24 protein-coding genes and 1 tRNA gene are annotated in these 23,644 nt (G+C 64.3%); 15 read left to right on the plus strand and 10 right to left on the minus strand.

Annotation, left to right across the window (positions count from 1 at the left end; genetic code table 11):
- Window positions 1–22: 22 nt before the first annotated feature.
- Together J7E83_RS15095 and J7E83_RS15100 are read right to left on the minus strand one after the other, a co-directional pair.
- Complete coding sequence (locus J7E83_RS15095) at window positions 23–541, minus strand: MarR family winged helix-turn-helix transcriptional regulator (protein WP_214963662.1); 519 nt, start codon at window positions 539–541, stop codon at window positions 23–25.
- 171 nt (window positions 542–712) lie between these two features.
- A complete protein-coding gene (locus J7E83_RS15100; protein WP_311379697.1) occupies window positions 713–1,600 on the minus strand; it encodes a LysR substrate-binding domain-containing protein in 888 nt (295 codons plus the stop codon).
- On the opposite strand from J7E83_RS15100, the gene J7E83_RS15105 reads away from it, so the two are divergent.
- Window positions 1,563–1,967, plus strand: a complete 405-nt coding sequence (locus J7E83_RS15105) for a DUF5997 family protein (RefSeq protein WP_214963664.1) — start codon at window positions 1,563–1,565, stop codon at window positions 1,965–1,967. The genes J7E83_RS15100 and J7E83_RS15105 overlap by 38 nt on opposite strands.
- 96 nt (window positions 1,968–2,063) lie before the next feature.
- Here J7E83_RS15105 and J7E83_RS15110 read toward each other — a convergent pair whose 3' ends face one another.
- The gene (locus tag J7E83_RS15110; protein WP_214963666.1) at window positions 2,064–2,444 is read right to left on the minus strand and encodes a VOC family protein; all 381 of its coding nucleotides are present in this window, start codon (window positions 2,442–2,444) and stop codon (window positions 2,064–2,066) included.
- Window positions 2,445–2,569: 125 nt separating this feature from the next.
- Here J7E83_RS15110 and J7E83_RS15115 point away from each other — a divergent pair, with 125 nt between their 5' ends.
- On the plus strand, window positions 2,570–3,157 hold the full coding sequence (locus tag J7E83_RS15115; protein ID WP_311379698.1) for a hypothetical protein: 588 nt from the start codon (window positions 2,570–2,572) through the stop codon (window positions 3,155–3,157).
- Between the two features lie 69 nt (window positions 3,158–3,226).
- Window positions 3,227–3,838 (plus strand): DUF6919 domain-containing protein, encoded by a 612-nt coding sequence (locus tag J7E83_RS15120; protein WP_214963672.1) that lies wholly within the window; start codon window positions 3,227–3,229, stop codon window positions 3,836–3,838.
- Window positions 3,839–3,902: 64 nt separating this feature from the next.
- Here the strand turns inward: J7E83_RS15120 and J7E83_RS15125 are convergent, their stop codons facing one another.
- The 3 genes from J7E83_RS15125 to J7E83_RS15135 form a co-directional block, all read right to left on the minus strand.
- On the minus strand, window positions 3,903–5,201 hold the full coding sequence (locus tag J7E83_RS15125; RefSeq protein WP_214963675.1) for a BNR-4 repeat-containing protein: 1,299 nt from the start codon (window positions 5,199–5,201) through the stop codon (window positions 3,903–3,905).
- A 129-nt stretch (window positions 5,202–5,330) separates the two neighbouring features.
- Complete coding sequence (locus J7E83_RS15130) at window positions 5,331–5,813, minus strand: pyridoxamine 5'-phosphate oxidase family protein (protein WP_214963677.1); 483 nt, start codon at window positions 5,811–5,813, stop codon at window positions 5,331–5,333.
- Window positions 5,814–5,914: 101 nt separating this feature from the next.
- Window positions 5,915–7,309: an NAD(P)/FAD-dependent oxidoreductase gene (locus J7E83_RS15135; protein WP_214963679.1), complete on the minus strand. Its 1,395-nt coding sequence runs from the start codon at window positions 7,307–7,309 to the stop codon at window positions 5,915–5,917.
- 140 nt (window positions 7,310–7,449) lie between these two features.
- Between J7E83_RS15135 and J7E83_RS15140 the strand changes: the two genes are divergently transcribed.
- The 3 genes from J7E83_RS15140 (at window position 7,450) to J7E83_RS15150 (ending at window position 10,145) form a co-directional block, all read left to right on the plus strand.
- Window positions 7,450–8,178, plus strand: coding sequence for a TetR/AcrR family transcriptional regulator (locus J7E83_RS15140; RefSeq protein WP_214963681.1), 729 nt, complete (start codon window positions 7,450–7,452; stop codon window positions 8,176–8,178).
- 124 nt (window positions 8,179–8,302) lie between these two features.
- The gene (locus J7E83_RS15145) at window positions 8,303–9,430 is read left to right on the plus strand and encodes an L-talarate/galactarate dehydratase (protein ID WP_214963683.1); all 1,128 of its coding nucleotides are present in this window, start codon (window positions 8,303–8,305) and stop codon (window positions 9,428–9,430) included.
- Window positions 9,431–9,440: 10 nt separating this feature from the next.
- Window positions 9,441–10,145 carry a FadR/GntR family transcriptional regulator gene (locus J7E83_RS15150; protein ID WP_214963684.1) on the plus strand — a complete coding sequence of 235 codons (705 nt, stop codon included), beginning with the start codon at window positions 9,441–9,443 and terminating at the stop codon, window positions 10,143–10,145.
- 48 nt (window positions 10,146–10,193) lie between these two features.
- Here the strand turns inward: J7E83_RS15150 and J7E83_RS15155 are convergent.
- Window positions 10,194–10,276 (minus strand) — tRNA-Leu (locus J7E83_RS15155).
- A 343-nt stretch (window positions 10,277–10,619) separates the two neighbouring features.
- On the opposite strand from J7E83_RS15155, the gene J7E83_RS15160 reads away from it, so the two are divergent.
- Genes J7E83_RS15160 through pknB form a run of 7 tightly spaced genes read left to right on the plus strand, consistent with a single transcriptional unit; the run spans window position 10,620 to window position 20,112 of the window.
- Entirely contained in the window at window positions 10,620–11,363 is a 744-nt protein-coding gene (locus J7E83_RS15160; RefSeq protein ID WP_214963685.1) for a DUF3662 and FHA domain-containing protein, read from the plus strand.
- Complete coding sequence (locus tag J7E83_RS15165) at window positions 11,360–11,842, plus strand: FHA domain-containing protein (RefSeq protein WP_214963688.1); 483 nt, start codon at window positions 11,360–11,362, stop codon at window positions 11,840–11,842. Before J7E83_RS15160 ends, J7E83_RS15165 begins: the two co-directional genes overlap by 4 nt.
- 2 nt (window positions 11,843–11,844) lie before the next feature.
- On the plus strand, window positions 11,845–13,644 hold the full coding sequence (locus tag J7E83_RS15170) for a PP2C family serine/threonine-protein phosphatase (RefSeq protein ID WP_214963691.1): 1,800 nt from the start codon (window positions 11,845–11,847) through the stop codon (window positions 13,642–13,644).
- Window positions 13,641–15,038: an FtsW/RodA/SpoVE family cell cycle protein gene (locus J7E83_RS15175; RefSeq protein ID WP_214963694.1), complete on the plus strand. Its 1,398-nt coding sequence runs from the start codon at window positions 13,641–13,643 to the stop codon at window positions 15,036–15,038. The genes J7E83_RS15170 and J7E83_RS15175 overlap by 4 nt, the downstream gene beginning before the upstream one ends.
- Window positions 15,035–16,492, plus strand: a complete 1,458-nt coding sequence (locus J7E83_RS15180) for a penicillin-binding protein 2 (RefSeq protein ID WP_214963696.1) — start codon at window positions 15,035–15,037, stop codon at window positions 16,490–16,492. Before J7E83_RS15175 ends, J7E83_RS15180 begins: the two co-directional genes overlap by 4 nt.
- Window positions 16,489–18,147, plus strand: coding sequence for a protein kinase domain-containing protein (locus tag J7E83_RS15185; protein ID WP_214963699.1), 1,659 nt, complete (start codon window positions 16,489–16,491; stop codon window positions 18,145–18,147). Before J7E83_RS15180 ends, J7E83_RS15185 begins: the two co-directional genes overlap by 4 nt.
- A 15-nt stretch (window positions 18,148–18,162) precedes the next feature.
- The gene (gene pknB / locus J7E83_RS15190) at window positions 18,163–20,112 is read left to right on the plus strand and encodes a Stk1 family PASTA domain-containing Ser/Thr kinase (protein ID WP_214963702.1); all 1,950 of its coding nucleotides are present in this window, start codon (window positions 18,163–18,165) and stop codon (window positions 20,110–20,112) included.
- Between the two features lie 103 nt (window positions 20,113–20,215).
- Here pknB and J7E83_RS15195 read toward each other — a convergent pair whose 3' ends face one another.
- Entirely contained in the window at window positions 20,216–20,857 is a 642-nt protein-coding gene (locus J7E83_RS15195; RefSeq protein WP_214963704.1) for an aminodeoxychorismate/anthranilate synthase component II, read from the minus strand.
- Window positions 20,858–21,026: 169 nt separating this feature from the next.
- On the minus strand, window positions 21,027–21,803 hold the full coding sequence (locus J7E83_RS15200) for a class E sortase (protein WP_214963707.1): 777 nt from the start codon (window positions 21,801–21,803) through the stop codon (window positions 21,027–21,029).
- 174 nt (window positions 21,804–21,977) lie between these two features.
- On the opposite strand from J7E83_RS15200, the gene J7E83_RS15205 reads away from it, so the two are divergent.
- Window positions 21,978–22,232, plus strand: coding sequence for a cell division protein CrgA (locus J7E83_RS15205; protein WP_214963711.1), 255 nt, complete (start codon window positions 21,978–21,980; stop codon window positions 22,230–22,232).
- 7 nt (window positions 22,233–22,239) lie between these two features.
- A complete protein-coding gene (locus J7E83_RS15210) occupies window positions 22,240–22,854 on the plus strand; it encodes a DNA-3-methyladenine glycosylase I (protein ID WP_214963725.1) in 615 nt (204 codons plus the stop codon).
- 218 nt (window positions 22,855–23,072) lie between these two features.
- Here the strand turns inward: J7E83_RS15210 and J7E83_RS15215 are convergent, their stop codons facing one another.
- Entirely contained in the window at window positions 23,073–23,540 is a 468-nt protein-coding gene (locus tag J7E83_RS15215) for a carboxymuconolactone decarboxylase family protein (RefSeq protein WP_214963728.1), read from the minus strand.
- Window positions 23,541–23,644 lie beyond the last annotated feature (104 nt).

Below are 23,644 nucleotides of genomic sequence, written 5' to 3' on the forward strand. Positions count from 1 at the left end.
CCAACCTGCCTGGGCAGTACAACTAGTCCAGGCTCCGGAGGTTGGTGGCACGCTTGCCCAGGCGCCGGAAAGCCCTGCGCTGGCCTATTTCGCTTGGTTCGACGTCTGTACCCGGGTGGGGTGACGGAATCGATGTGACGAACTTGGCGAGTTCCTCACAGAGGACTCTCCAGCTGATGTCGGGATCAGTCGGGTAGGCGTCTATCTCGGCCTGGCGTGCAGCCTCAAGTGCCGCCTCGCCGGCCGCTGTCAGTTCCACCTTGAATTGCCTTCGGTCTGAAGCGTGGCGGGTACGGGTGATATGGCCGGTGCTTTCCAACCGGGTCAGGACCCGGCCGAGCGTCTGGCTCTGCACATGCACCACGGACGCGAGCTGTTCCTGATTCAACGGCCCCAATGCCAGTCCTTCGAGCGCGATCACAGCGGCCCGGGTCAGTCCGAGCGGAGCCAGGGCATCATCCTGCCGGCGCTGCACCATGCGGGCGGCCACAGTCAGCAAGCGGTAGCTGTTCCGGGCATCTGGATCAACACTGCTGGTCATCGGCCGCGGCCTTCCTGTGGATGGCGGGATCAGGGCACCTTCACCCTCCATGCGTCGCTACAGTCTCTACCATAAGCATGCTTAGCAACTGATTTGCAAGTATGCTTACTAATTTGCCTGCTGATTCGCTTCACGAGCGCTTCCGCGGCCGGTCCCACCGGCCAATGAACGCTAGCGCTTGCCCTTTTTCCGGGAGCCCTTGCCCCGACCCTTGTCCGGATTGGGCGCGTAGCGCTGGGCCACCTTCGGCTTCTTGACTCCGGTCCCCCGCCTGTCCGGTTTTGGTTCCTTCTTGGGCTTCTCCTGCTGGGCGGACGGCTGGCGGGAGCTCTGGGCCGTGCGCCCGCGGACGATTCCGATGAACTCCTCAATGACCTCGTCCGTGGAATCGCTTGGCCAGGCCAATGCGATTTCAGTAACGGGGGCACCCGTGAGCCGGCGTGCCACGGTGTCCTTGACGTTGAAGTGCCGGGCCACGGACATGGGCAGGACCACCAGGCCGGCACCCGACGCCACAATATGCATGGCAGCCTCGGGCCCACCCAGCGCGGCGACGTCCAAAAGCGTCTCCTCGGCCAGGTCTGCCAACGCCACTTCTTCAAACACCGAGATCTCGTGCCCTTTGGGCGCCACGACCACTGGCTGCTCCTCGTAGAGCGGGATGACATTGAGGCCTTCACGCTCCACCGGAAGCCGGACAAAGCTGAGGTCAGCGGCACCGTCACGCAACACGTCCAGTTGGGCGCCGTCGTCGGACATGAATGCTTGCAGCGGGATATCCAATACGCGCTCTTCCCAGCGGCGGATCCACTTGCCCGGCGTCACCCCGGCAACGTAGGCGAACCGCAGCACGCGGGGGGCAGCCGGCTCGAAGGATTCGGAGGGGCTGGGGCTCTGCGGGGAATCATTGTCTGCGGGCACGTCTTCACAGTACCGCCCGGACAGCCGCGGGTTGCCTGGCTGGTGCTGCTCTGGTGCTGCTTTGGTGCTCTGCGAGCAGGCAGCCGGATACCCTTGAAGCATGACCTCTGCAAACTCCCAGTCCATGAAGCCGGCCACCGTTGCCAAGAAGCTTGGCATCTACCTGCCCGCGACACCGCAGGAGTTCCAGGATTCAACCATCAGCCGCGAGGATTTCGCCGAACTGCAGGCCAACCCGCCGGAGTGGCTCCTCGAACTGCGTCGCAACGGACCGCACCCGCGCCCCGTCGTGGCACAGAAGCTGAACGTCTCCATCAGCGGCCTGGCCCGCGGCGGCGTTGAGGACGCGCTCACGACGGCGGAAATCACCGCGCTGCTGCAGGCTCCCCCGGCCTGGCTGGTCGCCGAACGCTCCACCCACGCTGCCGTCCGCGCCGAGGCCCAGCGGGTCAAGGACGAGGCGGCCAAGAAGGAAGCCAAGAAGGCCCGCGCCTCGGCTGAGTAGGCCCTGCCGGTGCGAAGTCCTATGCCTGTCCGCCCGTCCATACCTTAACGGTCAGGATCCGCCGGACGAGGTTAGGACCGTCCAGCCGGTGCACCGTCAGTCCTGGTGCAGCTGCACGAAGTTGCCGCAGCCGTCGTCGAACACTGCTGTGGTCCCGGACGGGCCGTTGCTGGGTTCGCCCTGGAAAATCACTCCGGCGCCAACAAGCCTGCGGTATTCCGCCTCCACGTCCGGCACGCCAAAGACGATGGCTGGGATCCCCGCGTCATGCAGTCCGTTCATGTAGGCCGCACCGATCGGGTTGTCGCTGGGCTCCAGCAGCAGCCCTACTGAACCCGTATCTGCTCCCGGATCCTTGATGATGAACAGGTTGTATTCCGGCACAACCAGCAGCGTTTCGAAGCCCAGCGTCCCCGTATAGAACGCATGGGCCGCGGCCGGATCCTGGACGTGGATGCTGCACATTTTGAGTCTCATGGTCCTACGCTACGCGGCCGCAACGCGCCGAAACAGCAGCCATTGACCGACGCGTCCGCAGGGGTTGCAATGGAAGGAGCGGCCCCCAGATTCCATGGGCCGACCCTGATGCTTGGAGGTGCGTGGTGCCAGCCGTTACAGAATCCATCGTGCTGGGAGCCTGGACCGCACTGTTCTGGGGTGCCATCCTGGTCTGCACGGTTGCCGTCACGGTGTTCGCCGTTCGACGTCACATTTCCCTGTCCGGGGAGCGCGGCGACACGTTGTTCTGGGACCTGTTTATGGGATCGGCCGTGGCGGTCCCGGCGATCCTCATCCCCACGCTGGCGTCGCCTTGGGCTGGCGTAGCCCTTGCTGCGTTGGGCGGAGCAACAGGCTTTGCGGCCTACCGGAGCCACCCGCGGATCATGGCATGGCAGTCCCTCCGCCGGCAACAGCGCCAGGACCAGCCGCGTAACCGGGCCGCGGCTGAACGGCACGATGCCCTGCTGGAACGCTGGCGGCAGTACGAACTGGACCCGGCCTCCTGTATCGACTACCCGGCCATGACCGATGTCCGGCTGCCTGAAACCTCCGCTCTCATCAGGGCCATGCGCGAGGCAGAGCAGCTCAGGGCGGCGCGGCACCTGGGCTACCTTCCCGCCGTCGACCGTTTGGATCAGGCACTGCTGGCTGCGGAGAAGGCTGCTGGCATTCCAGTCCGCGGCATTTGACGCGGCCCATGTTAAGGGCCGTGTCCTCATGGCTGGAACCGGGCAGGGGCACCCCCGTAGCCTTCGAAGATGGAACCCACAGAAGCGGAACTTCGTGATCAGTACGGCAGACGACTGGAAGACAAGGGGGCCTGGCGGCAGGCCACCACTCTTGAAGCCGCCGGCGAACTGACGGCCCGCTGGCTCGAAGGCACCAGCCAGTACCAGGCGGCAACGTTCACGCCCGGTTACGACGACGAGACGGGTCCCATCGCTGCCGAGCTCGCCGCGCTCAACAGGAATGGCCTGTTCACCAAGGAATCACAACCCGGACTCAAGTCCCCCCGCAGCGCCCAGCGCCAATACGTTACCGGCTTCTGCAGCGCCGAAACGGCAGCAGAGCTCCTGAACCTTTCCACCCGGACCGAGTTGGTCACGGTGGCGCATGCCCCTGGCGAGTCGAGCAGCGCGGCAATCCCCGTGACCCTGGATGGCCGCGAGGTGGTCACCGTCCTGGGGTCCAGCGAGAATCCTGTGCAGGAGGACCAGATCGAGGGCTGGGCGGATGAGTCCAATGAAACCCTGGCACTCCTGCTCGCCGATTCCTGGTACGTAGAAATCCTGGACCCGATCTGGGGACGCAATAACGTCCTGCTGCCGGCCATACAATCCGCGCTTAGGGCACGGCAAGCGCCGATTTAGCAGTCGATGCAGCGCGTCCCACGGTTGGTTGTCCCGGTCCGGCGGTCGCGGCTGTACGACGCCGCTATGTAGATATCGCCGCCACAATTTCCGCGACGTAGGCCTGCGAGGAACTCATCGAGCCGCGGAACCAGCACACGGCGTGCACGCCCGGATCGCCGGGAACTACCATGGGCCGCAGATTGTCCACGTCCGAACCTTCAGTGACGGCTTCCCAGGCCCACGTGGCACCTGCGTTGGAGGTGCGCCCTGAGTAGATCTCGTGGTGGTCGGTGGGCTCACCGGAGCGCGGATCCACGGGCGTGGAAATGTACACCTGGTCCAGATCGTGCGGGTTGATGGCACCGAGCCCGGTGTAGTCCTGCTCATGCGGCAGGAGCGCTGCACCGGCAACCGCCAGCGGGTGCAGGCTCCAGGACGCCCCGTCGAAGCGGGCATAGAGCAAGCGATGATCGTCCACGTCGAGCTGCTGCCTCTGCGTAATGACTCCGCTGACGTCGTTGGCCCGGCAAGTCAAGACGGCGGCCACTTGCGTCCCTTGGCCGCGCAGATCCGCGGTCCAACCATGGGTGAGGACATCTCCGTTCATCTCGGTGCCGGCCTTGAAGATGGTGGTCAGCCCGGCCTGGGAGACTCCGGCGGAGCCAATCACCGGCTTGCCGACGACGCGGCCGTCGGCGTCGTGCAGCGCGTCCCCCTGCACGTAGCCGTGGTAGATGCTGTTGTTGAAATCGCGCGGGTGGTGGTCTGTGGTGATGAGGTCAATCCGGTCCGTACCGTTGGAGCAGTAGCGGGTGTAACCGTTGACATACCCAATCTTGGGCCGGGTGAAGAGCTTGCCGCCATAGCCCCAGGAGGTGCCGTCGTCGTCCGAGACGATCAGTGTGGGATCGTCGTTGATGGCGCGGACAAAGTTGTAGGTCCGGCCCTCCGACGAAAGCCGGTGCAGGTTCGAGTACGTGACGCCCCGGCCGGCTGCGAGTTCGGTCCAATCGAACGTTCCCTCGGGGCCCCACTCCGAGGCGTCGTGAGGACGGACTGAAATGCGCCAACGGGAGAAGTTGTCCGTCTTGTGCTTGGCGTACATCGCAACGTACCGGCCGTCAGGCCTGATCAGGAGTGCCGGTGCGTTGTGGTCGTCCGATTCCAACTGCTCGTGCAGGACATGGACCGTCGCTTCGCCCGTGGACAGGTCAAGGACTGCCACCTCGATGTTGCCGCCCCTGACCGGACCGCCTGCACCTTCCGGGGCGGCCACCGATCCCACCAGCAAGGTGTTGTTGGCGGGATCGATGAGGGCCCGCTCGTCCTGGAACCAGCACCAGGCGCCGTTGTCGTTAAGGAGTACAGGAGCATTCGGCATCGGAGTTCCTCGGCTTGCATCGTTTCAAAAATCGATCCCGAACATCCTAGCCAACGAGGTTGCCGGAATACAGGGCGCGCCCACGCAGACGGCGGGGCTGGCGCATACGCGCCCGGCCCCGCCGGTCAGTTACAGCTCAACCGTGCCGCTTTCGCCAACACTCATCCGGCTGTGCGTCACTTTGGACTTCACCCATTGGAAGACCGTGGCCGCGGTACCGCCGGGACTGGTCCAGTACTCCGCAGAATCCGAGTCCACGCGGAGCAGGCACACTTCAGGGGTGTCCGGTCCGTCGGGGAACCAGGCTTCAACCGTCTGGTTCCACATTTCACGGATCTTGGCGCGGTCGGTGACCACTTCGGCAATTCCGGCCGCGGAAACCCATTCGGTGCGTTTTCCGAAGGAGACGTTGACCCGCGGATCAGCCCGGACATGGGCCACTTGGGAGGTGCCGAGCCCGGTGAAGAACCACATGTCGCCGTCATCCTTCACTTCCTGGACAGCCAGGGGCCGGCTGACGAGGGCGCCTTCCTCGTTGATCGTGGTCAGCATTCCGATGTGGGAGTCATTGATGATCTCCGTAACCTTGTTGATGTTTTCAGCTTCAGTCATGTACTCACCTCGTTCTGATCCATGCAGGGAAGATCCCTCGGCCAGCCTATTGGTAAGCATGCTTATATTCCAGCCCGAGCGTGCCCAGCCAGTCCGCAGGCTTAGGCGGGAGCGGGAACGCGGGCCACCTCGCAGATGCGGGCTGCGGTCAGGCGGCCCATCCGGATGGCACCGTCCACGTGCTGGTATCCCTCCGCCGCGAGGTCGGAGGAAGACCAGTAAATCGGTCCGACGGGTGCGTGCTGGTCCTTGCCGTAGCGATGCAGGCCACCCAGATCGTAGCTTGAGGCGTAGGCGCCCCGCGTCCATTCCTCGGAGCCCCAGTCGGATTCGTAGTAGACCTCCGGCTCCAGCGCCTTATCCCCCAGGAAACCGGCAAGTGACTCAAGCACCACGCGCTTACGGTCTTCGGCGCTCAGCTCGAAGACGGCGTCGGCTTTTTCGTCGGAAATGAAGCCCACCAGAGTGCCACGCGAATCGCCGTGGTTGGTGTTGTCATACACCTCCTGGACCAGCGAACCGGCGCCGAAGCCGGTACCGGACAATCCATCTTCACGCCAGAACGGTGTGCTGTAGACGGCATGGACCTTGATGACCAGGCCCAGCGACTGGTGCTGGTGCATCTGGTGCTGGCGTCGCGGCAGCGGCGGATTGAAGGACACGCGCGAATAAAGGTTGGGTGGCACGGCCATGATCACAAACCGCGCGTTCACGGTGGCACGCTCGGAAACCACGCTCACGCGGTAGTTGCTGGCATCGCCTGATGCCGCCGGCTCCCAGTTGATGGTCCGCACCGGACTATTAAGGACGACGTCGTCCCCCAGCTCCTGCGCCTGCAGCAGGGAGACCTGCTGCATTCCGCCGATGACCCGCTTGTCCAGGATGAAGTCCTCGTCCGTCAGATGGGTGAAGGACCCCGCCGAGGCCGCCATCAGGATGGCCTGGAGCGCTGAGAATGCGTGCGCAGGCTTGGTGAGCATGCCGCCGGCGATGAACAAGCCGATGTTCTTACAAGCTTCCTCGTTGTTCGAGTGGGCACGCAGCCAGTGGTGGAAGGAGATGGTGTCCAGTTCACGGGCCTTGGGGTGAGCCCAAGGTTCGGTGGGTCCGATTTCCGCGGCAAGCCCGTCCAGCAGCGCTATCAGCTTGTCCATCTCGACGGCGGTGGCGGCGTCGACGGGGAAGGAGTCGCCTGTGTAGCGCAAGGGGCTCCCGTCGGCGCCGATATAGATCGACTCACCGTCCCGGTACCGGGAATAGGTCTTGAGGCCGAGTTCGTCCAGCAGGTCCAGGAGTACTGTCTGGTCCGGCGAGACCCACTGGCCGCCGATTTCCAGCATGGCGCCATCCACGGTCTCGGTCCAGGTGCGTCCACCCACCCGGTCCCGGGCCTCCAGCACGGCAACGCTGAGGCCGGCTTTTTTCAGTTCGCGGGCAGCTGTCAGTCCCGACGGCCCGGCTCCGACGACAACGACGTCGCGGTCAAGGTTAAGCATGATGTTCCTCTCTCTGTGGCCGCGTCCGTGATGCGGACCACTAAATGAATGTCATTCATTTATTAGAACTATAGCTGTTCGCGCCACCAGCCGGAAGAGGCTGATGGAATAATGCTGGAGAACCCACCGAAAGGCCAGTAATGCCGGCAGCATCAGCCGCACCAGGAAGTCCCGCCGGAACCAAACGCACGCGTGACGCCGCAGCACCGTCCGGGAACACCCCGGCAACCATCCGCCGGCGGGCCGGACGGCCTTCGTCTGCGGTCCTGGACAAAGCGGGCATCACGGCTGCGGCGCTCGATCTCATTAGCAGGAATGGCTACGACGGCCTCACCATGGCCGGGCTGGCGAGGCTGCTGGACGTGGCGCCGTCGGCCCTTTACAACCACGTGACATCAAAGCAGGACGTACTCCTGCTGGTGGAAGACCATCTCGCCGCTTTGGTGGACGTCTCCGGCTTTGGGGCGGGAAGCTGGGAGGACGCAGTCCGCACGTGGGCCTGGAGTTACCGCGACGTTTTCGCCCAGCACACTCCCCTGATTCCGGTGATTGCAGTCCTTCCCGTCACGGATGCGCCCCAGACCCTCGCCATGTACGAGACCGTGAGCAGGGGCTTCCTTGATGCAGGCTTCCCGCAGGAGCGCATCGTCTCCTCCATCGTGGCGCTGGAGTCCTTCATCTTCGGCTCGGCCTATGACGTCACGGCACCGGCGGACATTTTCGACGCCGGAAGCATGGCTGGCTCGACGCCGCATTTCACCGCCGCAGTGCAGACCCTCGCGGAGCAGGGGCACGAGCGTCCGGCCGACGCCGCCTTCCGCCTGGGACTCGAGGCGCTTATCGCCGGCTTGGGGGCACTGCGGGGCTAGCTAAAGCGGAGCGTGCCGCGGTTTGACGCATTCCATCCGCGCAGCTTCCCTCTTGTCATACAAGTTAACAACTTATATCCTAAGTAGATGGGCGATGCGGCCCTACATCTTCCTAGGAGAATCCATGAGCAGCGTCGACCTGATCCGGCACGTCAGACTTTCCACCGCGAGACTACCGCTGGTCGTTCCCATCAGCGACGCCAAGGTGTTCACCGGGCGCCAGAAGCCGATGACTGAGGTGGTTTTCCTCTTTGCCGAAATCACCACAGAACAGGGCCACCATGGCATCGGCTTCAGCTACTCCAAGCGCGCCGGCGGACCTGCCCAGTACGCACATGCCAGGGAGGTGGCCGAAGGCACCATCGGCGAAGACCCCAACGACATCGGGAAGATCTACACCAAGCTCCTCTGGGCCGGTGCCTCCGTGGGCCGGTCAGGAGTGGCCACCCAAGCCCTTGCCGCCATCGACATCGCCCTCTATGACCTCAAGGCCAAGCGCGCCGGCCTACCGCTCGCCAAGCTCCTGGGTTCCTACCGGGACTCCGTACAGACCTACAACACGTCAGGGGGCTTCCTCAACGCCTCATTGGACGAAGTCAAGGCCCGCGCCACCCAGTCCCTCAACGACGGCATAGGCGGCATCAAGATCAAGGTGGGCCTCCCAGACAGCAAGGAGGATTTGCGTCGCGTTGCCGGCATCCGCGAACACATCGGCTGGGATGTCCCCCTGATGGTAGACGCCAACCAGCAGTGGGACCGCGCCACCGCCCTGCGGATGGGCCGCCGGCTGGAGGAATCCAACCTCATCTGGATCGAGGAACCGCTGGACGCCTATGACTTTGAAGGCCACGCCCACCTGGCGGCTGTGTTGGACACCCCCATCGCAACAGGGGAGATGCTGGCCTCCGTGGCCGAGCACAAAGGCCTGATCGGTGCCAATGGCTGTGACATCATCCAGCCGGACGCACCCCGGGTCGGCGGCATCACCCAATTCCTGCGGCTCGCTGCGCTGGCGGACGAGCGCGGACTTGGCCTTGCGCCCCACTTCGCCATGGAAATCCACCTCCACCTCGCGGCCGCCTACCCGCGCGAGCCCTGGGTGGAGCACTTCGACTGGCTGGATCCGCTGTTCAACGAGCGTCTTGAAACCAAGAACGGCCGGATGATCGTTCCGGACCGTCCCGGCCTGGGCGTCACACTCAGTGAGCAGGCACGCGCCTGGACCACCGAGTGTGTGGAGTTCGGCGCGTAACCTTGAAGCCATGAGCCGGAACCTGACTGCGGACCTCGCCGCAGACCTTCGCACCCGCATTGTGGACGGCGCGATCCAGCCCGGGGAAAAACTCCCGAGCGAAAACAGCCTGATCGGCGAATTTGGCGTCAGCCGGACAGTGGTGCGCTCGGCCCTTACCCGGCTCCAGGCGGAGGGGCTCGTCGAAACCGAGCGGGGGCGGGGCAGCTTCGCGTTGACGCCACCCGCGGAGGGACCTCAGGCCGGGCCGGGCGCCCGGCCCGTGGTGAGCATGGAGGACCGCCTCCACATGCTGGAGTTCCGGATGGGCGTGGAGGCTGAAGCCGCGGCCCTGGCGGCCCGCAACCATACAGAACGCCAGCTCCGGGCAGTCAATGCAGCCTTGGAGGAGTTCGCGGCCAGCGCGGATCATCCCGCGCACGCCATGAAGTCTGACTTCGAGTTCCACCGGGCCATCGCTGCCGCCTCCGGCAACCCGTTCTATTCGGATTGCCTGGCCGCCCTCGGCCAGACCATGATAGCGATGCCGCGCACCCGGCTGATGACCGGGGCTGAGCATTATGCGCGCGACCACTTCGACCAGGTAGTACACGAGCACCGGTCTATTTCCGCCGCGATCGGCGACCGCGATGAAACCTCAGCAGCGGCCGCCATGCGCAGCCATTTGGCCAACTCACGACGGCGGTTCAAGGCTTCCGCCCGCGCCTCCAGCTAGACGCAAAAGAGCCCCAGTCCTCAGACCGGGGCTCTTCCTGTGTTTGCGTGCGCGAGGGGGGATTTGAACCCCCACGCCCTTTCGGACACTGGCACCTGAAGCCAGCGCGTCTGCCGTTCCGCCACTCGCGCGCAACTTCTTTTCCATCGGTCATGGCCGGATTCCCGGAACCGCAACCTTGCAAAAGCAGCGAGATCAAGCATAACGGACACCGGCGGCAAAACACCAATTGGCCCTGGCAGGCGCCCACCCAGACCCTGGGAAGGGCCACGCCTAAGCCGCCAGCAGACAGAGTGGATTCAACGATTCCCGCGGCCCAGCCGTTGTGCATTAAGGTCATTCACAGCCCCGCCCAGTAGTATCTGATGTAGTAGTGCCTGCCGTTGGCGGGCCTGCGACTGTGTTGTGAATTCTGTTGCTCGTTGCGTTCCGGAACGAAGACTGCCCCGCAGCCGGGGGGAAAGGAGAAGGACCATGGGATTGCTGGATAAGGTCGAGCGCGGCATCGAAAAGGCCGTCCGCGGTGTCTTCTCCACCGGCTCAAGGGCCCAAGTGGAGCCCGTGGAGATCGCCAGCCGGCTCCGCCGGGAAGTGGACCACAAGGCCATCACCATCGCCGCTGGCCGCACTCTGGCACCCAACGTCTTCGACGTGAAGCTCAGCGACGATGACTTCAAACGGGCCCAGGAATGGGGCACGCCGCTGGCCGAGGAACTTTGCGACGTGGTGATCAACCATGTCCGCAGCCAGGGCTACACCCTGCAGGGTCCGGTCCGGATTTCCTTCCGCCGGGCCGAGGAACTGCGGGCGGGCGACTTCGAGATCGCCTCCTCCACCGAGAAGTCCACGGGCGCGCCCGGGAGGCCTACGCCCCGCCCCAATGTGCCCGCTGCGCCCAGCCGTCAGCCGGTCCGCCTTCAGCCCGTTTTGGACATCGATGGCCAACGGTATTCACTCAATGCCCCCTCCATCGTCCTGGGCCGGTCCTCAGAGGCCGACATTCTTGTTGATGACACCGGCGTTTCACGCCGCCACCTCGAAATCCGCACGGCAAACGGCACCACCAGCGCAGTGGACATGGGCTCCACCAACGGCAGTTACGTCAACGGCCACAAAGTGTCCGGAAGCACCGAACTTACTGACGGCTCCACCATCACGATGGGACGGACAAAGATCATCTTCCGCCTGCTTCCCGCCAACACCGGTGGCCGCCCATGAGCGAACTGACCATCACGGCCCTGCGCTTCGGGTTCCTGCTTCTGCTCTGGGTGCTGATCTTTAGCATCGTTTCGGCCATGCGCCGGGACCTGATGGTGGGGCGCAAGGCCGCCGTCGGTTCCCCCACGGCCCGGCAGGTCCGCAAGAATCCGGAACTGGCCGAAGGACCTGCCCAGCCCGTGAAGCAGCAGGCCCGGCAACTCGTAGTCACCGAGGGGCCACTCAAAGGCACCACCATCCCGCTGGCTGCCAGCCCCATTCTGCTGGGCAGGGCCCAGGAAGCCACTTTGGTACTGGAAGACGACTACGCTTCCGGCCGTCACGCCAGGCTCTTCCCGCAGGGCAGCCGCTGGTTCATCGAGGACCTCGGCTCCACCAACGGCACCTACCTGGCGGACCAGCAACTTACCCGGGCCCTGCCCGTTGAACCTGGCGTACCCGTGAGAATCGGCAAGACGGTCATCGAATTGAGGCCATAACCATGGCCGGCCCTGAAACTCCCGCAAACGAGGACCAGCCCGTGCAGCGGCCCCTCATCATGCGCTATGCAGCGCGCTCCGATGTGGGGCGCATCCGCGCGAAGAATGATGACTCCGCCTATGTGGGCCGCCATCTTGCCGTGGTTGCGGACGGCATGGGTGGCCACGCCGGCGGCGACGTGGCCTCTGCAGCCACCGTCCTGGACATGCTCCACCTTGACCGCGGGGATTACGACGACGACGACGCCGGCACCGTACTCGCCGACGAGATCCAGACGGCCAACTCGCTTTTGTCTGAACTGGTGCATATCAACCCCAAACTTGCCGGAATGGGCACCACGGTCACGGCACTGCTGCTGGCTGAGGGAAAGCTCCACTTCGCCCACATCGGCGATTCCCGCGCCTACCGCCTGCGTGACGGTGTATTCGAACAGGTCAGCGTGGACCACACCTTCGTCCAGCGGCTTATCGATGAGGGCAGGCTCCGCCCCGAAGAAGCCGAAACCCACCCCCATAAGAACGTCCTGATGCGCGTCCTCGGCGATGTGGACGCGAGCCCCGAACTCGACCTCGACACCCTGGACGTGAAGCCAGGGGAACGCTGGCTGCTGTGCTCGGACGGACTGAACTATGTCGCCGGCCATGTGGTGGAACGGACGGTCCGCGAAACGAAGGACCTGCGCGAATGTGTGGAAACGCTCGTTGACCTGACCCTAGAGGCCGGCTCCCCGGACAACGTCACCGTGGTGATGGTGGAAATCGTGGAGGAAACGCCCGACGACGTCAACACCGCCGCCGTCGACGTCGTTCCCGCCGCACCGGTCACCGAAGCCGCCGCCAGTGGACCGACTGTCGGGGCAGCTGCCTCGTCGCCGGCCGTAGAGCCTGACGATGCGGGCGAGACGACCCAGGATCCGCCACCGAAGGCTGCGCCACTCAATGATGCACCGGCAGAGGACGCGCCAGCCGCTGGGAAGCCTGCCGACGACACAACAACCTTCCGTGCCCCGTCCGCCTCCGATAGTGACTCCGGTACGGCAGATTCCGATGATGCAGACTCTGATACTGGTGCAACCACCTCCGGGGGCTCCGGCGCTTCCGATTCCTCGTCCTCCACAGACCCGCACCTGGGCGAGCACCTTTCAGCCGAGGTCCTGCGGCAGGAGCTCGCCTCGCGTCCGCACGAACTGGTCGGGGCGGCGGCCTCGGCAGCCGAGTCCGGATCGATTCCCACCATCGCCGGGCGCACCGTTGCCCGCCGGGCCGCAACCGTCCTGACGCATAAAGCCGAAACGCCTGCCCTGGAGGCCGATGACCCCCTGGCACGGCCCCCGCGCCGCTGGGTCACCGTGTCCATCGCCGCCTCCGTGCTGATAGTCCTCACCGTTGGACTCTGGCTGGGCTATGCCTGGACGCAGACCCGCTACTACATCGGCGAATATGATTCCAAGGTTGCCATCTTCAACGGCGTTTCGCAGCGACTTGGCCCCATCGAGCTTTCAAGCTTGGAAGCAGTGACCGAGATCCGGATGGATTCCCTTCCCCCGTTCTCCCAGCAGCGGGTCCGGCAGACTGTCCCCGCGCGGGACCTTTATGACGCCCAGCGGATTGTGAAGAACCTGGAGCTCACGGGCACTACATCACCAGCCGATGAATGCCTGACGCCGTCGCCGTCTCCGTCGGCCACTACAGCGCCGGCCACAACGGCGCCACCACCTGCCCCGTCAGACCCGGCGGCGGCTTCCGCCACGCCGCCACCGTCCTCCAGCCCCACTGCCACCACCTGCGAGGGGGGCCAATGAGCCAGCTCAGCACCATTCCGAAACCGCGGCGCAACGTTGAACTGGCACTGCTGATCCTTGCCCTGGCTGTCGGCATCGGCGCCAGCATGCTTGCTGGCGCAGGCCAGCAAAAAGCGCTGGACACTGACTTCTGGTTCCAATCGAGCCTGCTGGCAGTTGCGTCCCTCGCGTTCCATGTGGTGCTCCGCATCCGTGCAAAGTATGCCGATCCAGTAATGCTTCCGCTGGTGGTGGCGCTGAACGGCCTGGGCCTCGCCATGATCCACCGCCTGGATGCGCCCGGCGATGACACCGGCAACAACCAGCTGCGCTGGACGTTGATCGCCATGGCGGTGGCGATCGCGGTGATCTGGTTCCTCAAGGACCACAGGATCCTCCGCCGGTTCACCTACATTTCGCTGGCGGCCAGCGCGCTTCTGCTCGTGCTGCCCCTGATTCCCGGGATCTCCGCCGGCGACATTCTGGGCGCGCAGGTCTGGATCAAGATCGGGCCAATGACCTTCCAGCCGGGCGAGGTCGCGAAGATCACGCTCGCCATATTCTTCGCCGGCTATCTATCGTCCAACCGTGACCTCATCCTGCTGGCCGGACGCAAAGTCGGCCCCCTTCAGTTCCCTCGCGTCAAGGACATGGGCCCAATGATCATGGCCTGGCTGGTCAGCATTGGCGTGCTGGTCTTCCAACGGGACCTCGGGACCTCGGTGCTGTTCTTCGGCCTTTTCATCGTCATGATCTACGTGGCCACCAGCCGCATCAGCTGGGTGGTGATCGGCCTGGTCCTGCTCCTCGGTGGTGGTTTTGTTGCCTCCAAGGTGTTCTCCCACGTGGGCCTCCGCATCGACGGCTGGCTGAACGCCTTCACGGACGAGGTCTACGGACGCCAGTACGGCGGCAGTTTCCAGATTGTGGAAGGGCTGTTCGGGATGGCAAGTGGGGGCCTGGTGGGCACGGGACTGGGCCAGGGCAGGCCCGAGCTAGTGCCGTTTTCAAACAGTGACATGATCATTGCCTCATACGGCGAGGAACTGGGACTGATCGGCCTGTTCGCCATCGTCATGATGTTCCTGCTGCTCTTCACCCGCGGCTTCCGGGCTGCGCTCGGAACACGTGACGCCTTTGGCAAGCTCCTCGCATGCGGATTGTCCTTCGCCGTCGCCCTGCAGTGTTTCGTGGTGATTGGCGGCGTCACCCGGCTTATTCCCTTGACCGGCCTGACCACGCCCTTTATGGCAGCCGGCGGCTCATCGCTGCTGGCGAACTGGATCATCGTTGGGCTGCTGCTGATGATTTCGCATACGGCCCGCGGCCCGGTGGACACTACTCCGCTGCCGCCAGCGACGGGCGAAGTTGCGGATGGCATCGACACACCTACCGAGGCGGTGAAGCACCTGTGAACCAGGCAATCAGACATTCATGGGTGGCGGCGATCGCCATGTTCGCACTGATCTTCGGCGCGATCAGCTACGTCCAGGTAGTAGGCGCCGACGACCTCAACGCCAATGCGTGGAACAAACGCGCCATCCTGCAGAACTACTGCAACGACCGCGGCGCCATCATCGTGGGCGGGACACCGGTGGCCGAATCGGTGGAGGGTTCAGACGCATGTAAGTTCCAGCGGACCTACCCGCAGCCCGAACTCTATGCTGGCATCACCGGATACTTCTCGCAGAACTATGGGGCCACCGGCCTCGAGCAGGCCATGCGCGACCAGCTCGCGGGAAGTTCGGACCAGCTTTTCCTTGACCGGGTCGGCCAGCTCTTCCTCGGCAACCAGGCCAAGGGTGCATCGGTGGAACTGACCATCGATCCCAAAATCCAGCAGCTCGCCTACAGCCTCATTCCGGACGGCCAACGGGGCTCCATTGTGGTCACGAATCCCAAGACCGGAGCAATCCTGGCCATGGTGTCCAAGCCGTCCTACAACCCCAACCTCATCGCAACCCAGGACTCTGCCGCCGAGACCGCCAATTACAACGACGTCAACAAGATCCCCGGGATCAATCTGAACCAAAGCCTGAGTGGCCCTACGGGCGAGCTTCTTGCGCCCGGGTCCGTCTTCAAGCTTGTTGATACCGCGGCTGCCCTCAGCTCAGGCAAGTACAACAAGGACAGCGTCCTGCCGAATCCCGCGGAGATGCCGTTCGACGGCATCCAGTACAAGCTGCCCAACTACGCGGGCGGCAATTGCTACACCCAGAACACCGCCACGTTCGCTTTTGCCCTGCAGCAGTCCTGCAATACTCCGTTCGCCAGCATCGCGCTTGACCTCGGCCGGGACGCCATCGCTCAACAGGCCGAAAAGTTCGGACTGGGCCAGGACCTCGGCGACCAACTGAAGCTCGGCTACGCCCTGGGCAACGGTTTCCCCGATAACCTGGACCAACCAGGACTCGCGCAGTCTGCCATCGGCCAGAGGGACGTGCGCGCCACGCCGCTGCAGATCGCCCTGATGACGGCGGCCATCGCCAACGGGGGCGTACAAATGAGCCCCAGCCTGATCAAGACCGTACGGTCCCCGGATCTCCGGGTTATCGACGAACCCAAGCCGACCCCCCTCCGGACCTCCACCACCCCTGATATCGCCAAGCAAATCACCGAATGGATGACCAGCGTTGTGAACCAGGGAATCGCCAGCGGTGCAGCGGTCCCGGGAGTCCAAGTCGCCGGCAAGACCGGCACGGCCGAACTGGGCAACGGCCTGAACAACTCATGGTTCACCGGGTTTGCTCCGGCGAACAACCCGCAAGTGGCTGTCACCATCGTCATGGAAGGCGTTGACATCTACGCGGGAGCAAAGCTAACCAGTCCGAACGCGAAGAAGATTTTTGAGGCGGTGTTGAATAAGTGAGGCCTACAACGGGAATCACCCTCGGCGGCAGATTCCAGCTGACCACGCGGATTGCGATCGGTGGGATGGGAGAGGTCTGGAAGGCCAAAGACCTTATCCTGGGCCGCATAGTCGCCATCAAGGTCCTGAAGGAGGAGTACACCGGTGACCCCGGCTTCCTCCAGCGCTTCCGCGCGGAAGCACGCCACACTGCACTGCTGAACCACGTGGGCATCGCCAATGTCTTTGACTATGGCGAGGAGGAGGGCTCGGCGTACCTCGTGATGGAGCTCGTTCCCGGCCAGCCCCTGAGCAGCATCATCGAGCACGAACAGGTGCTGTCCCCGGACCGAACCCTGTCCATCATGGCCCAGACGGCCCGCGCCCTGTCCGTCGCCCACGCCCAGGGCCTCGTGCACCGCGACATCAAGCCGGGCAATCTGCTGATCACCCCGGACGGCCGGGTCAAGGTCACCGACTTCGGCATCGCCCGCCTGGCTGACCAGGTCCCGCTCACGCAGACCGGTCAGGTGATGGGCACCGCGCAGTACCTCGCGCCCGAACAGGCAACGGGACAGACTGCCACGGGATCCTCGGACATCTACTCGCTCGGCGTGATCGGTTACGAGTGCCTCACAGGTCACCGGCCGTTCTCCGGCGAGTCCCAGATTGCCATAGCCCTGGCGCAGGTCAATGACGCTCCGCCCCCGCTGCCGGACACGCTGCCCAGGCCCGTCCGCGCGCTCCTGATGTCGATGCTCGCCAAGGATCCCAAGAACCGCCCGGCCAACGCCATCAAGCTCTCCGAGGCCGCCGAGGCCATCCGCAACGGCGACATCAATGCTGCCCATGCGGCCGTCCCTGGCATGCTGCTTTTCGAGGCAACCACGGGTCCGATCACTGCTCCCGTGGATGTTGCCACGGCGCCCACCGGCATTATCGCCGGACAAAAAGACAGTTCGACGCCGGCGACCTCCGCCTTGCCGGTACTCGGCGCTGGTGCGGCAGACGCCGGCGACACCGGGCCTGGCAGCACGTTGTCGCGTGCTGACGCGCTGGCTGCCGAGCGCAGCTGGGTCCGGGAAGAAGAGACATACGACGAGGAGCCGGCTGATGAGCCGGAACGCCGCGGCCGCAGCCCATGGACTTGGCCGCTCGTCGCCCTGATCCTGCTGGTGCTGTTTGCACTGGTGGGCTTCTTCCTCACACAGCAGGGCATCCTGTTCCCATCGAAGAATGCGACCAGCAGTACAGTATCCAGCCCGGCATCCACCAGCGCCAGCCCGTCAACGACCTCCGCGTCGCCTACTCCCAGTGCAACCAGCACCAAGGCCACTCCAACGCCGACACCAACGCCTACCACGGTCAACATCATCGCCTCCGCCTACCTGGGCAAGGACTACAGGGAAGTGCAGAACGCCCTGGCCAACATGGGGCTGGCTGTGACAGTACTGCCTCAGGAAAGCGCTGAGACCCCGGGTACAGTCCTCGAACTGAACCCCGTGGGCACCGTAGCCAAGGGGACCCAGGTGGTGGTCATGTACGCCGTGCCGAAACCGCCCGCCACGACCGCGCCGGCCACCACGCCGCCGCCGTCGGCATCGGCCAGCCCGTCCTCCCTGCCCAACTGCACCACCGGCCAACTGCCGGGCGTGCCTCCCACCTGCAAGCCGTAGCCGCCAGGACCACCAGTGACTGACTCGCCTCGCACCCCGTCCCACCGGGAGGACACCCTCCCGGTGGATAACCAGCGTGTCCTCAGCGGCCGCTACGAACTGGGCGGACTCATCGGCCGGGGCGGGATGGCGGACGTCCACCGGGGAGTGGACGCCCGGCTGGGGCGCACCGTCGCCGTCAAGCTGCTCCGCCCCGACATGGCCAGGGATCCGCAGTTCCAGGCCCGGTTCAAGCGGGAAGCTCAGTCTGTTGCGGCGCTGAACCACCCGTCCATTGTGGCCATCTACGACACCGGTGAGCATGCGGTTCCCGACGGTTCGGAGGACAACGTCCGGGTTCCGTACATCGTGATGGAATTCGTCGAGGGCAGCACCCTCCGGGACCTGATCCGGGCCAACGAGGTCAGCATCGACCAGGCCATCGACTTCTCCCTCGGCGTACTGTCAGCGCTCGAGTACAGCCACAAGGCCGGGATTGTCCACCGGGATATCAAGCCGGCCAACGTCATGTTCTGCGAGGCCTCCAACTCGGTGAAGGTCATGGACTTCGGCATTGCCCGGGCCATGGCGGATTCTTCGGCCACCATGACGCAGACCCAGGCTGTGGTGGGGACGGCGCAGTATCTGTCACCGGAGCAGGCGCGCGGTGAAACCGTCGATGCACGCAGCGATCTGTACTCCGCCGCATGCCTGCTGTATGAAATGCTGACCGGACGTCCGCCGTTCGTCGGCGACAGCCCGGTGTCCGTGGCTTACCAGCATGTCCGTGAAATCCCCGAGCCGGCCAGCAGCGTTAACCCCGAGGTCTCCGCGGCCCTGGACAGTGTCCTGGCCAAGGCCCTTCAAAAGAACCGCGCAGACCGTTTCCAGGATGCTGCTGCTTTCCGGCGTGCGTTGCGCGCCGCCAGGGCAGGCGTCCCGGTCCCGGATCTGCCGGCAACGGAGGCTCCTACGGACCCGAACGACCATGTCCCGACGCGGGAACGCACGCCGGCGACGGAGGCGTTCGCCTACACCGGCGCCAGCTTCCTGGATGATGCACCCGCTGGCAGGTTGCGGTCCACGGGCAACACCCTTGGTGACGGAAACGGGGTCTCCGACCAGCCGGCCGCCGTCTACGAACCCTCAGAGGCGGACGAATTGCCCCTGGGCCTCCCCCAGGAAGTTGAGCGGACCCCGCGGCAGAAGTCCCGTCGTCGTGCCTGGGTCACCACTTTGGTAATTTTCACTGTGCTGGTCCTGGCAGGCGGTGGACTCTGGGTGTACACCATCGTGAACCGTCCCGCGCCCGCGCCTCCCAAGGTCCAAATCCCTGCGGTCGCAGCCCTGACCGAGTCGGCGGCGCTGCAGGAGCTCTACGGGGCCAACCTGCGTCCACAGATCAAGCGCATCCAGAACGACACAGTGCCCAAGGGGACAGCCATCGGCACGGACCCCGCTGCCGGAGCTTCGCTCGATCCCAACTCCGAGGTGGTGCTGAACATCTCCGAAGGTCCCAGCACCATCAAGATCCCGGACAACATTCCGGGCCAGACGGAGGCTGCCGCCCGCGATGTGCTGCGCCAAAGCGGCCTAGTGGGTGCTCCGTCGACCACCGAGGCCGACAGCGCCACAGTTCCTGCCGGAAGGGTGATAACCACCAGTCCCGCGCCGGGCCAGATGGTGGCACCGGGCAGCACAGTGGAGATCGTTGTTTCCACCGGCAAGGTCTCCATGCCCGAGCTCCGGGGCCGCACGCGCGCTGAAGCGGAGGCTGCCCTCAAGGAGCTGGGGCTGGTCCCCAATGTCCAGGAAGTGGAGAATTCCCAGGTAGAAGCAGGCCGGGTGACGGATCAGAGTGATCCGGTCAACGCTGCCGTTGCCCAGGGCAAGACCATCAACATTGTCGTGGCAAAGGCGCCAGCACCTCCTGTGACGCCGACCCCTACCCCTACCCCGACGCCGACCCCCACCAAAAAGGACTGACCCTGCCGCCTTAAGGCAACGCGGGGTCCCGGGTCCCTTATCGCCCATCCATTTGTGGAACATGGGCGATGAGGAACCCCCCATTAGGGTGGCGTGATTGAGGTCAGTGCTGGATGAGAGGGCTCAGCTTCGCGGCCCTGGAAGCCGCTCCGGCCATTCCCAAGGACTCAAGCCAGTTGCCGAGCATCTGGTAGCCGCCCTCGGTCAGCACAGACTCAGGGTGGAACTGCACACCGCAGAGCGGAGCAGTGCGGTGCTGCAGACCCATGACCACGCCTGACGCCGTTTCCGCCGTGATCTCCAGGACATCGGGAATGGTCTCGCGGACGGCCGCCAGCGAATGGTAGCGGGTGGCGGTGACGGGAGAGGGGAGACCGGCGAAGACGCTGGTCCCGCTGTGCTCCACCAGTGAGGTCTTGCCGTGCATCAACTCCGGGGCATGGGTCACCTTGCCGCCGTAGGCCTCTGCCAGTGCCTGATGGCCCAAACAGACACCGAACATCGGCTTGGTGCTGCCGCCGCACCACTTGATCAGCTCGATGCAGACGCCCGCTTCGGCGGGGTTGCCGGGGCCGGGCGAGATGAGTACGCCGTCGCGCGATTCGGCCATCTCGATGGCCTCGGCGAGCGTGACATCGTCATTGCGCACCACCGTGGTTTCCGCGCCGAGCTCCTGGAGGTAGCCCACCAGGGTGTAGACAAAGCTGTCGTAGTTATCTACGACCAGGATCTTAGTTGTGGTCATGGCTGACTTGCGGAACCAATCGTTGAGTCGGTGAATTGGGTGAACTGTGACATCCAAGGGAAGAGGAACTGAACCATCATCACCAGCGCCGCCGCTAACAGCACCAGTGAAGTGAGGATTCGGAGCCAGAGTGGGCCCGGAAGGTGGCGGAAGATCCAGCCGTACAAGGTCAGTTACCCCCGATCGCTGCAGCAACCTGGGTGGCGATTTCAGCCGGGGGGCCGGCGGAGGCAGGCCGCCAGCTGTCCAGCAGGGCGTACGCAATGATGCGTTCCTGCGAACCGAAACGGGGGTTGCAACTGGTCATGGTGAGGAAGCTTTCCGTCGGTTTGGCACCGGGCTGGGTGGGAACCGGTTCGAGCACGTCGGTGCGGGAGGGCAGCACTATCTGGTTGTTCCGGAACACGTAGACGTAATAGCCGTCCTTGGTCTGGACGTAGATCTTATCGCCCGGGACCAGGGTGTGGATGTTGTCCAGGACGGCACCGTGGGTCTGCCGGTGGCCGGCCACCGCGAAGTTGCCCACGGCTCCCGGCATGGCGGTGTTGTTGTAGTGGCCCAGCCCGAGCGTGTCCAGGACGTCACTGCTGGTTCCCTGGACGATGGGCCGCGTGTAATTCGGGCCGAAGCGGGGAATGTACATGATCCCAATGGTTCCGCCATGCCCTGGGGCTTCCGATAACACAGGTACGCCGTAATCCTCTGGAGCGGCAGGGTCCGGGCGCACAGGCGCGGTGCCACCCAGGCCCTGGGCAAATTCCTTAATGACCTCATGCTGCTTCGCGTCCGATTCCACGTTGGTCCACCACAGCTGCCAGGCGACAAAGAGCAGCAGGATGACGCCGGCCGTGATGAGCAGTTCACCCAGGACCTGAACGGTCCCGCGCAGAATGACGACGCCGGTGGCCGGCGCAGCGGCAGACCTCGCCTTCTCCTGCAATACCACGCGTTCTCCTTTGGGGCCGTCATGTGGGCGTTCGTGGGCCCTGAAGTACGGCTAGAATTGGCTGCTAGTAAGAATCCAGATTTGACCAAGATCGCGCAGACCGCTGGCAATTTCCTTCTTGCAGGATATCAAGCCCTGGCCGCCGAGCTTGTTTCAGCCCGCCAAGGAGAGCACGTGCCCGAGTCAAAGCCACGCAAGAAGACTTCCCGCGCCGCGCAGCCGGCATCGGCAACCCAGGCGTACAAACCCAACGCTGTCTGGTTCAAGCCCGTGATGTTCGGCCTGATGATCATTGGCCTGCTCTGGATCATCACCTTCTACATCAGCGAGGGCATCCTTCCGGTGCAGGCCTGGGGCTCTTGGAATATCGTGGCCGGGTTCGGCATTGCCATCGTCGGCTTCCTGATGACCACCCGCTGGCGTTCCTAGTTCGCGCATGACTCCCGGCAGTATCGGCACGGTTATTGGCGACGACGGACTGGCCCGGCCGCCGTGGGCCTCGGTGGATCCGCTCCTGCGCGAATATTACGACACCGAGTGGGGCCTGCCTGTTCGGGACGAGCAGGGACTTTACGAACGCATCTGCTTGGAGGGCTTCCAGGCGGGGCTTTCCTGGGCCACTATCCTGCGCAAGCGCCCAGCCTTTCGTGCAGCATTCCACGACTTCCGGCCTGACGCCGTAGCGGCCTTCACCGACGACGACGCGGAGCGGCTGCTCCAGGATGCGGGCATTGTCCGCAACCGCCTTAAGATCCGCGCGGCGATCACCAACGCCCGGGCCACTGTGGCGCTGCGGAGCGAGGGCGGCCTGGTGGATTTCGTGTGGCAGTTCCAGCCCGAGGCAACACCGGAGCCCTACGTTCACGCCGATGTCCCTACCCAGTCCCCGGAGTCCGTAGCGCTGTCCAAGGCGCTGCGGAAGAAGGGGTTTTCCTTCGTGGGGCCCACAACGATGTTCGCCCTGATGGAGGCCATCGGCATGATCGATACGCATCTGGTGGACAGCCACCGCCGTGACTCCTCAGGAGTGTGGCCTTCCAGCCAGGCGTAGGCGTTCACGTCAGGGCATAGTAAGCGGAGAACTTCTCCCCAGCTGTGGGGAAAAGTTATCCACAGCGTGCATAACTTTCCTCCCGAAGACGGTCCAGGAGGAAACGGCGCCCTCCCCGCAAGCCTCCGGGAAAAATGCCCGTGGGAGCCTACTTATTAACAGTGTGGATTTCCTGTGGATATCGGCCCGAATCGCTCAGGGAGCGGGTGCCGTCAGCGTCATCGATGACGCCTCACCGGATGGTGGCTGACGATCGACACCCGGTTGAAGGCGTTCATGGTGATTGCCAGCCAGTTGACCGCCGAGAATTCGTCCGCACTGAGGTGTTCACGCGCCGATGCCTCGTCTTGTTCCCGGAAGCAGTGATCCGGCAGCTCGGTGACGCTTTCGGCCAGCGCGAGAAAGGCCCTTTCCTTCTCGGTGAAGAGCGCGGTTTCCCGCCATGCTGGCAGGACGGCAAGGCGCTGTGGCGTTTCACCGGCATCCACCGCATTCTGCACGTGCATGTCCAGGCAGTAAGCGCAGCCGTTGATCTGGGAGATCCGCATGTAGAGAAGCTCGATGGTCTTCCGGTCGATGCCCGCCTCCTCTGCCGCCTCGCGGGCTTTAAGTCCCAGGCCGTTCAGCGCCCGCCAGACCGCAGGGTGCTGTTTGTCGATGAAGATGTGCTGCGTGGTGTCGCTCATGGGTGTCCTCCTGGCCGGGAAGTTCTACTGTGACAGATCGTAACCGTGGGGCCGCCAATCGTGCTGGGCGCGAACGTGGATCTCACTCACGCAGCGATCTCGGT

It is taken from the genome of Arthrobacter sp. ISL-48 (assembly GCF_018613805.1).
In the GTDB taxonomy this organism is placed as follows: Bacteria; Actinomycetota; Actinomycetes; order Actinomycetales; family Micrococcaceae; genus Arthrobacter.

What these genes read in the sequence shown, in the direction of transcription:
- J7E83_RS15095 (WP_214963662.1), bottom strand. Translation starts at nt 541, where the DNA reads ATGACCAGCAGTGTTGATCCAGATGCCCGGAACAGCTACCGCTTGCTG.
- J7E83_RS15105 (WP_214963664.1), top strand. Translation starts at nt 1,563, where the DNA reads ATGACCTCTGCAAACTCCCAGTCCATGAAGCCGGCCACCGTTGCCAAG.
- J7E83_RS15110 (WP_214963666.1), bottom strand. Translation starts at nt 2,444, where the DNA reads ATGAGACTCAAAATGTGCAGCATCCACGTCCAGGATCCGGCCGCGGCC.
- J7E83_RS15120 (WP_214963672.1), top strand. Translation starts at nt 3,227, where the DNA reads ATGGAACCCACAGAAGCGGAACTTCGTGATCAGTACGGCAGACGACTG.
- J7E83_RS15125 (WP_214963675.1), bottom strand. Translation starts at nt 5,201, where the DNA reads ATGCCGAATGCTCCTGTACTCCTTAACGACAACGGCGCCTGGTGCTGG.
- J7E83_RS15130 (WP_214963677.1), bottom strand. Translation starts at nt 5,813, where the DNA reads ATGACTGAAGCTGAAAACATCAACAAGGTTACGGAGATCATCAATGAC.
- J7E83_RS15135 (WP_214963679.1), bottom strand. Translation starts at nt 7,309, where the DNA reads ATGCTTAACCTTGACCGCGACGTCGTTGTCGTCGGAGCCGGGCCGTCG.
- J7E83_RS15140 (WP_214963681.1), top strand. Translation starts at nt 7,450, where the DNA reads ATGCCGGCAGCATCAGCCGCACCAGGAAGTCCCGCCGGAACCAAACGC.
- J7E83_RS15145 (WP_214963683.1), top strand. Translation starts at nt 8,303, where the DNA reads ATGAGCAGCGTCGACCTGATCCGGCACGTCAGACTTTCCACCGCGAGA.
- J7E83_RS15150 (WP_214963684.1), top strand. Translation starts at nt 9,441, where the DNA reads ATGAGCCGGAACCTGACTGCGGACCTCGCCGCAGACCTTCGCACCCGC.
- J7E83_RS15160 (WP_214963685.1), top strand. Translation starts at nt 10,620, where the DNA reads ATGGGATTGCTGGATAAGGTCGAGCGCGGCATCGAAAAGGCCGTCCGC.
- J7E83_RS15165 (WP_214963688.1), top strand. Translation starts at nt 11,360, where the DNA reads ATGAGCGAACTGACCATCACGGCCCTGCGCTTCGGGTTCCTGCTTCTG.
- J7E83_RS15170 (WP_214963691.1), top strand. Translation starts at nt 11,845, where the DNA reads ATGGCCGGCCCTGAAACTCCCGCAAACGAGGACCAGCCCGTGCAGCGG.
- J7E83_RS15175 (WP_214963694.1), top strand. Translation starts at nt 13,641, where the DNA reads ATGAGCCAGCTCAGCACCATTCCGAAACCGCGGCGCAACGTTGAACTG.
- J7E83_RS15195 (WP_214963704.1), bottom strand. Translation starts at nt 20,857, where the DNA reads ATGACCACAACTAAGATCCTGGTCGTAGATAACTACGACAGCTTTGTC.
- J7E83_RS15210 (WP_214963725.1), top strand. Translation starts at nt 22,240, where the DNA reads ATGACTCCCGGCAGTATCGGCACGGTTATTGGCGACGACGGACTGGCC.
- J7E83_RS15215 (WP_214963728.1), bottom strand. Translation starts at nt 23,540, where the DNA reads ATGAGCGACACCACGCAGCACATCTTCATCGACAAACAGCACCCTGCG.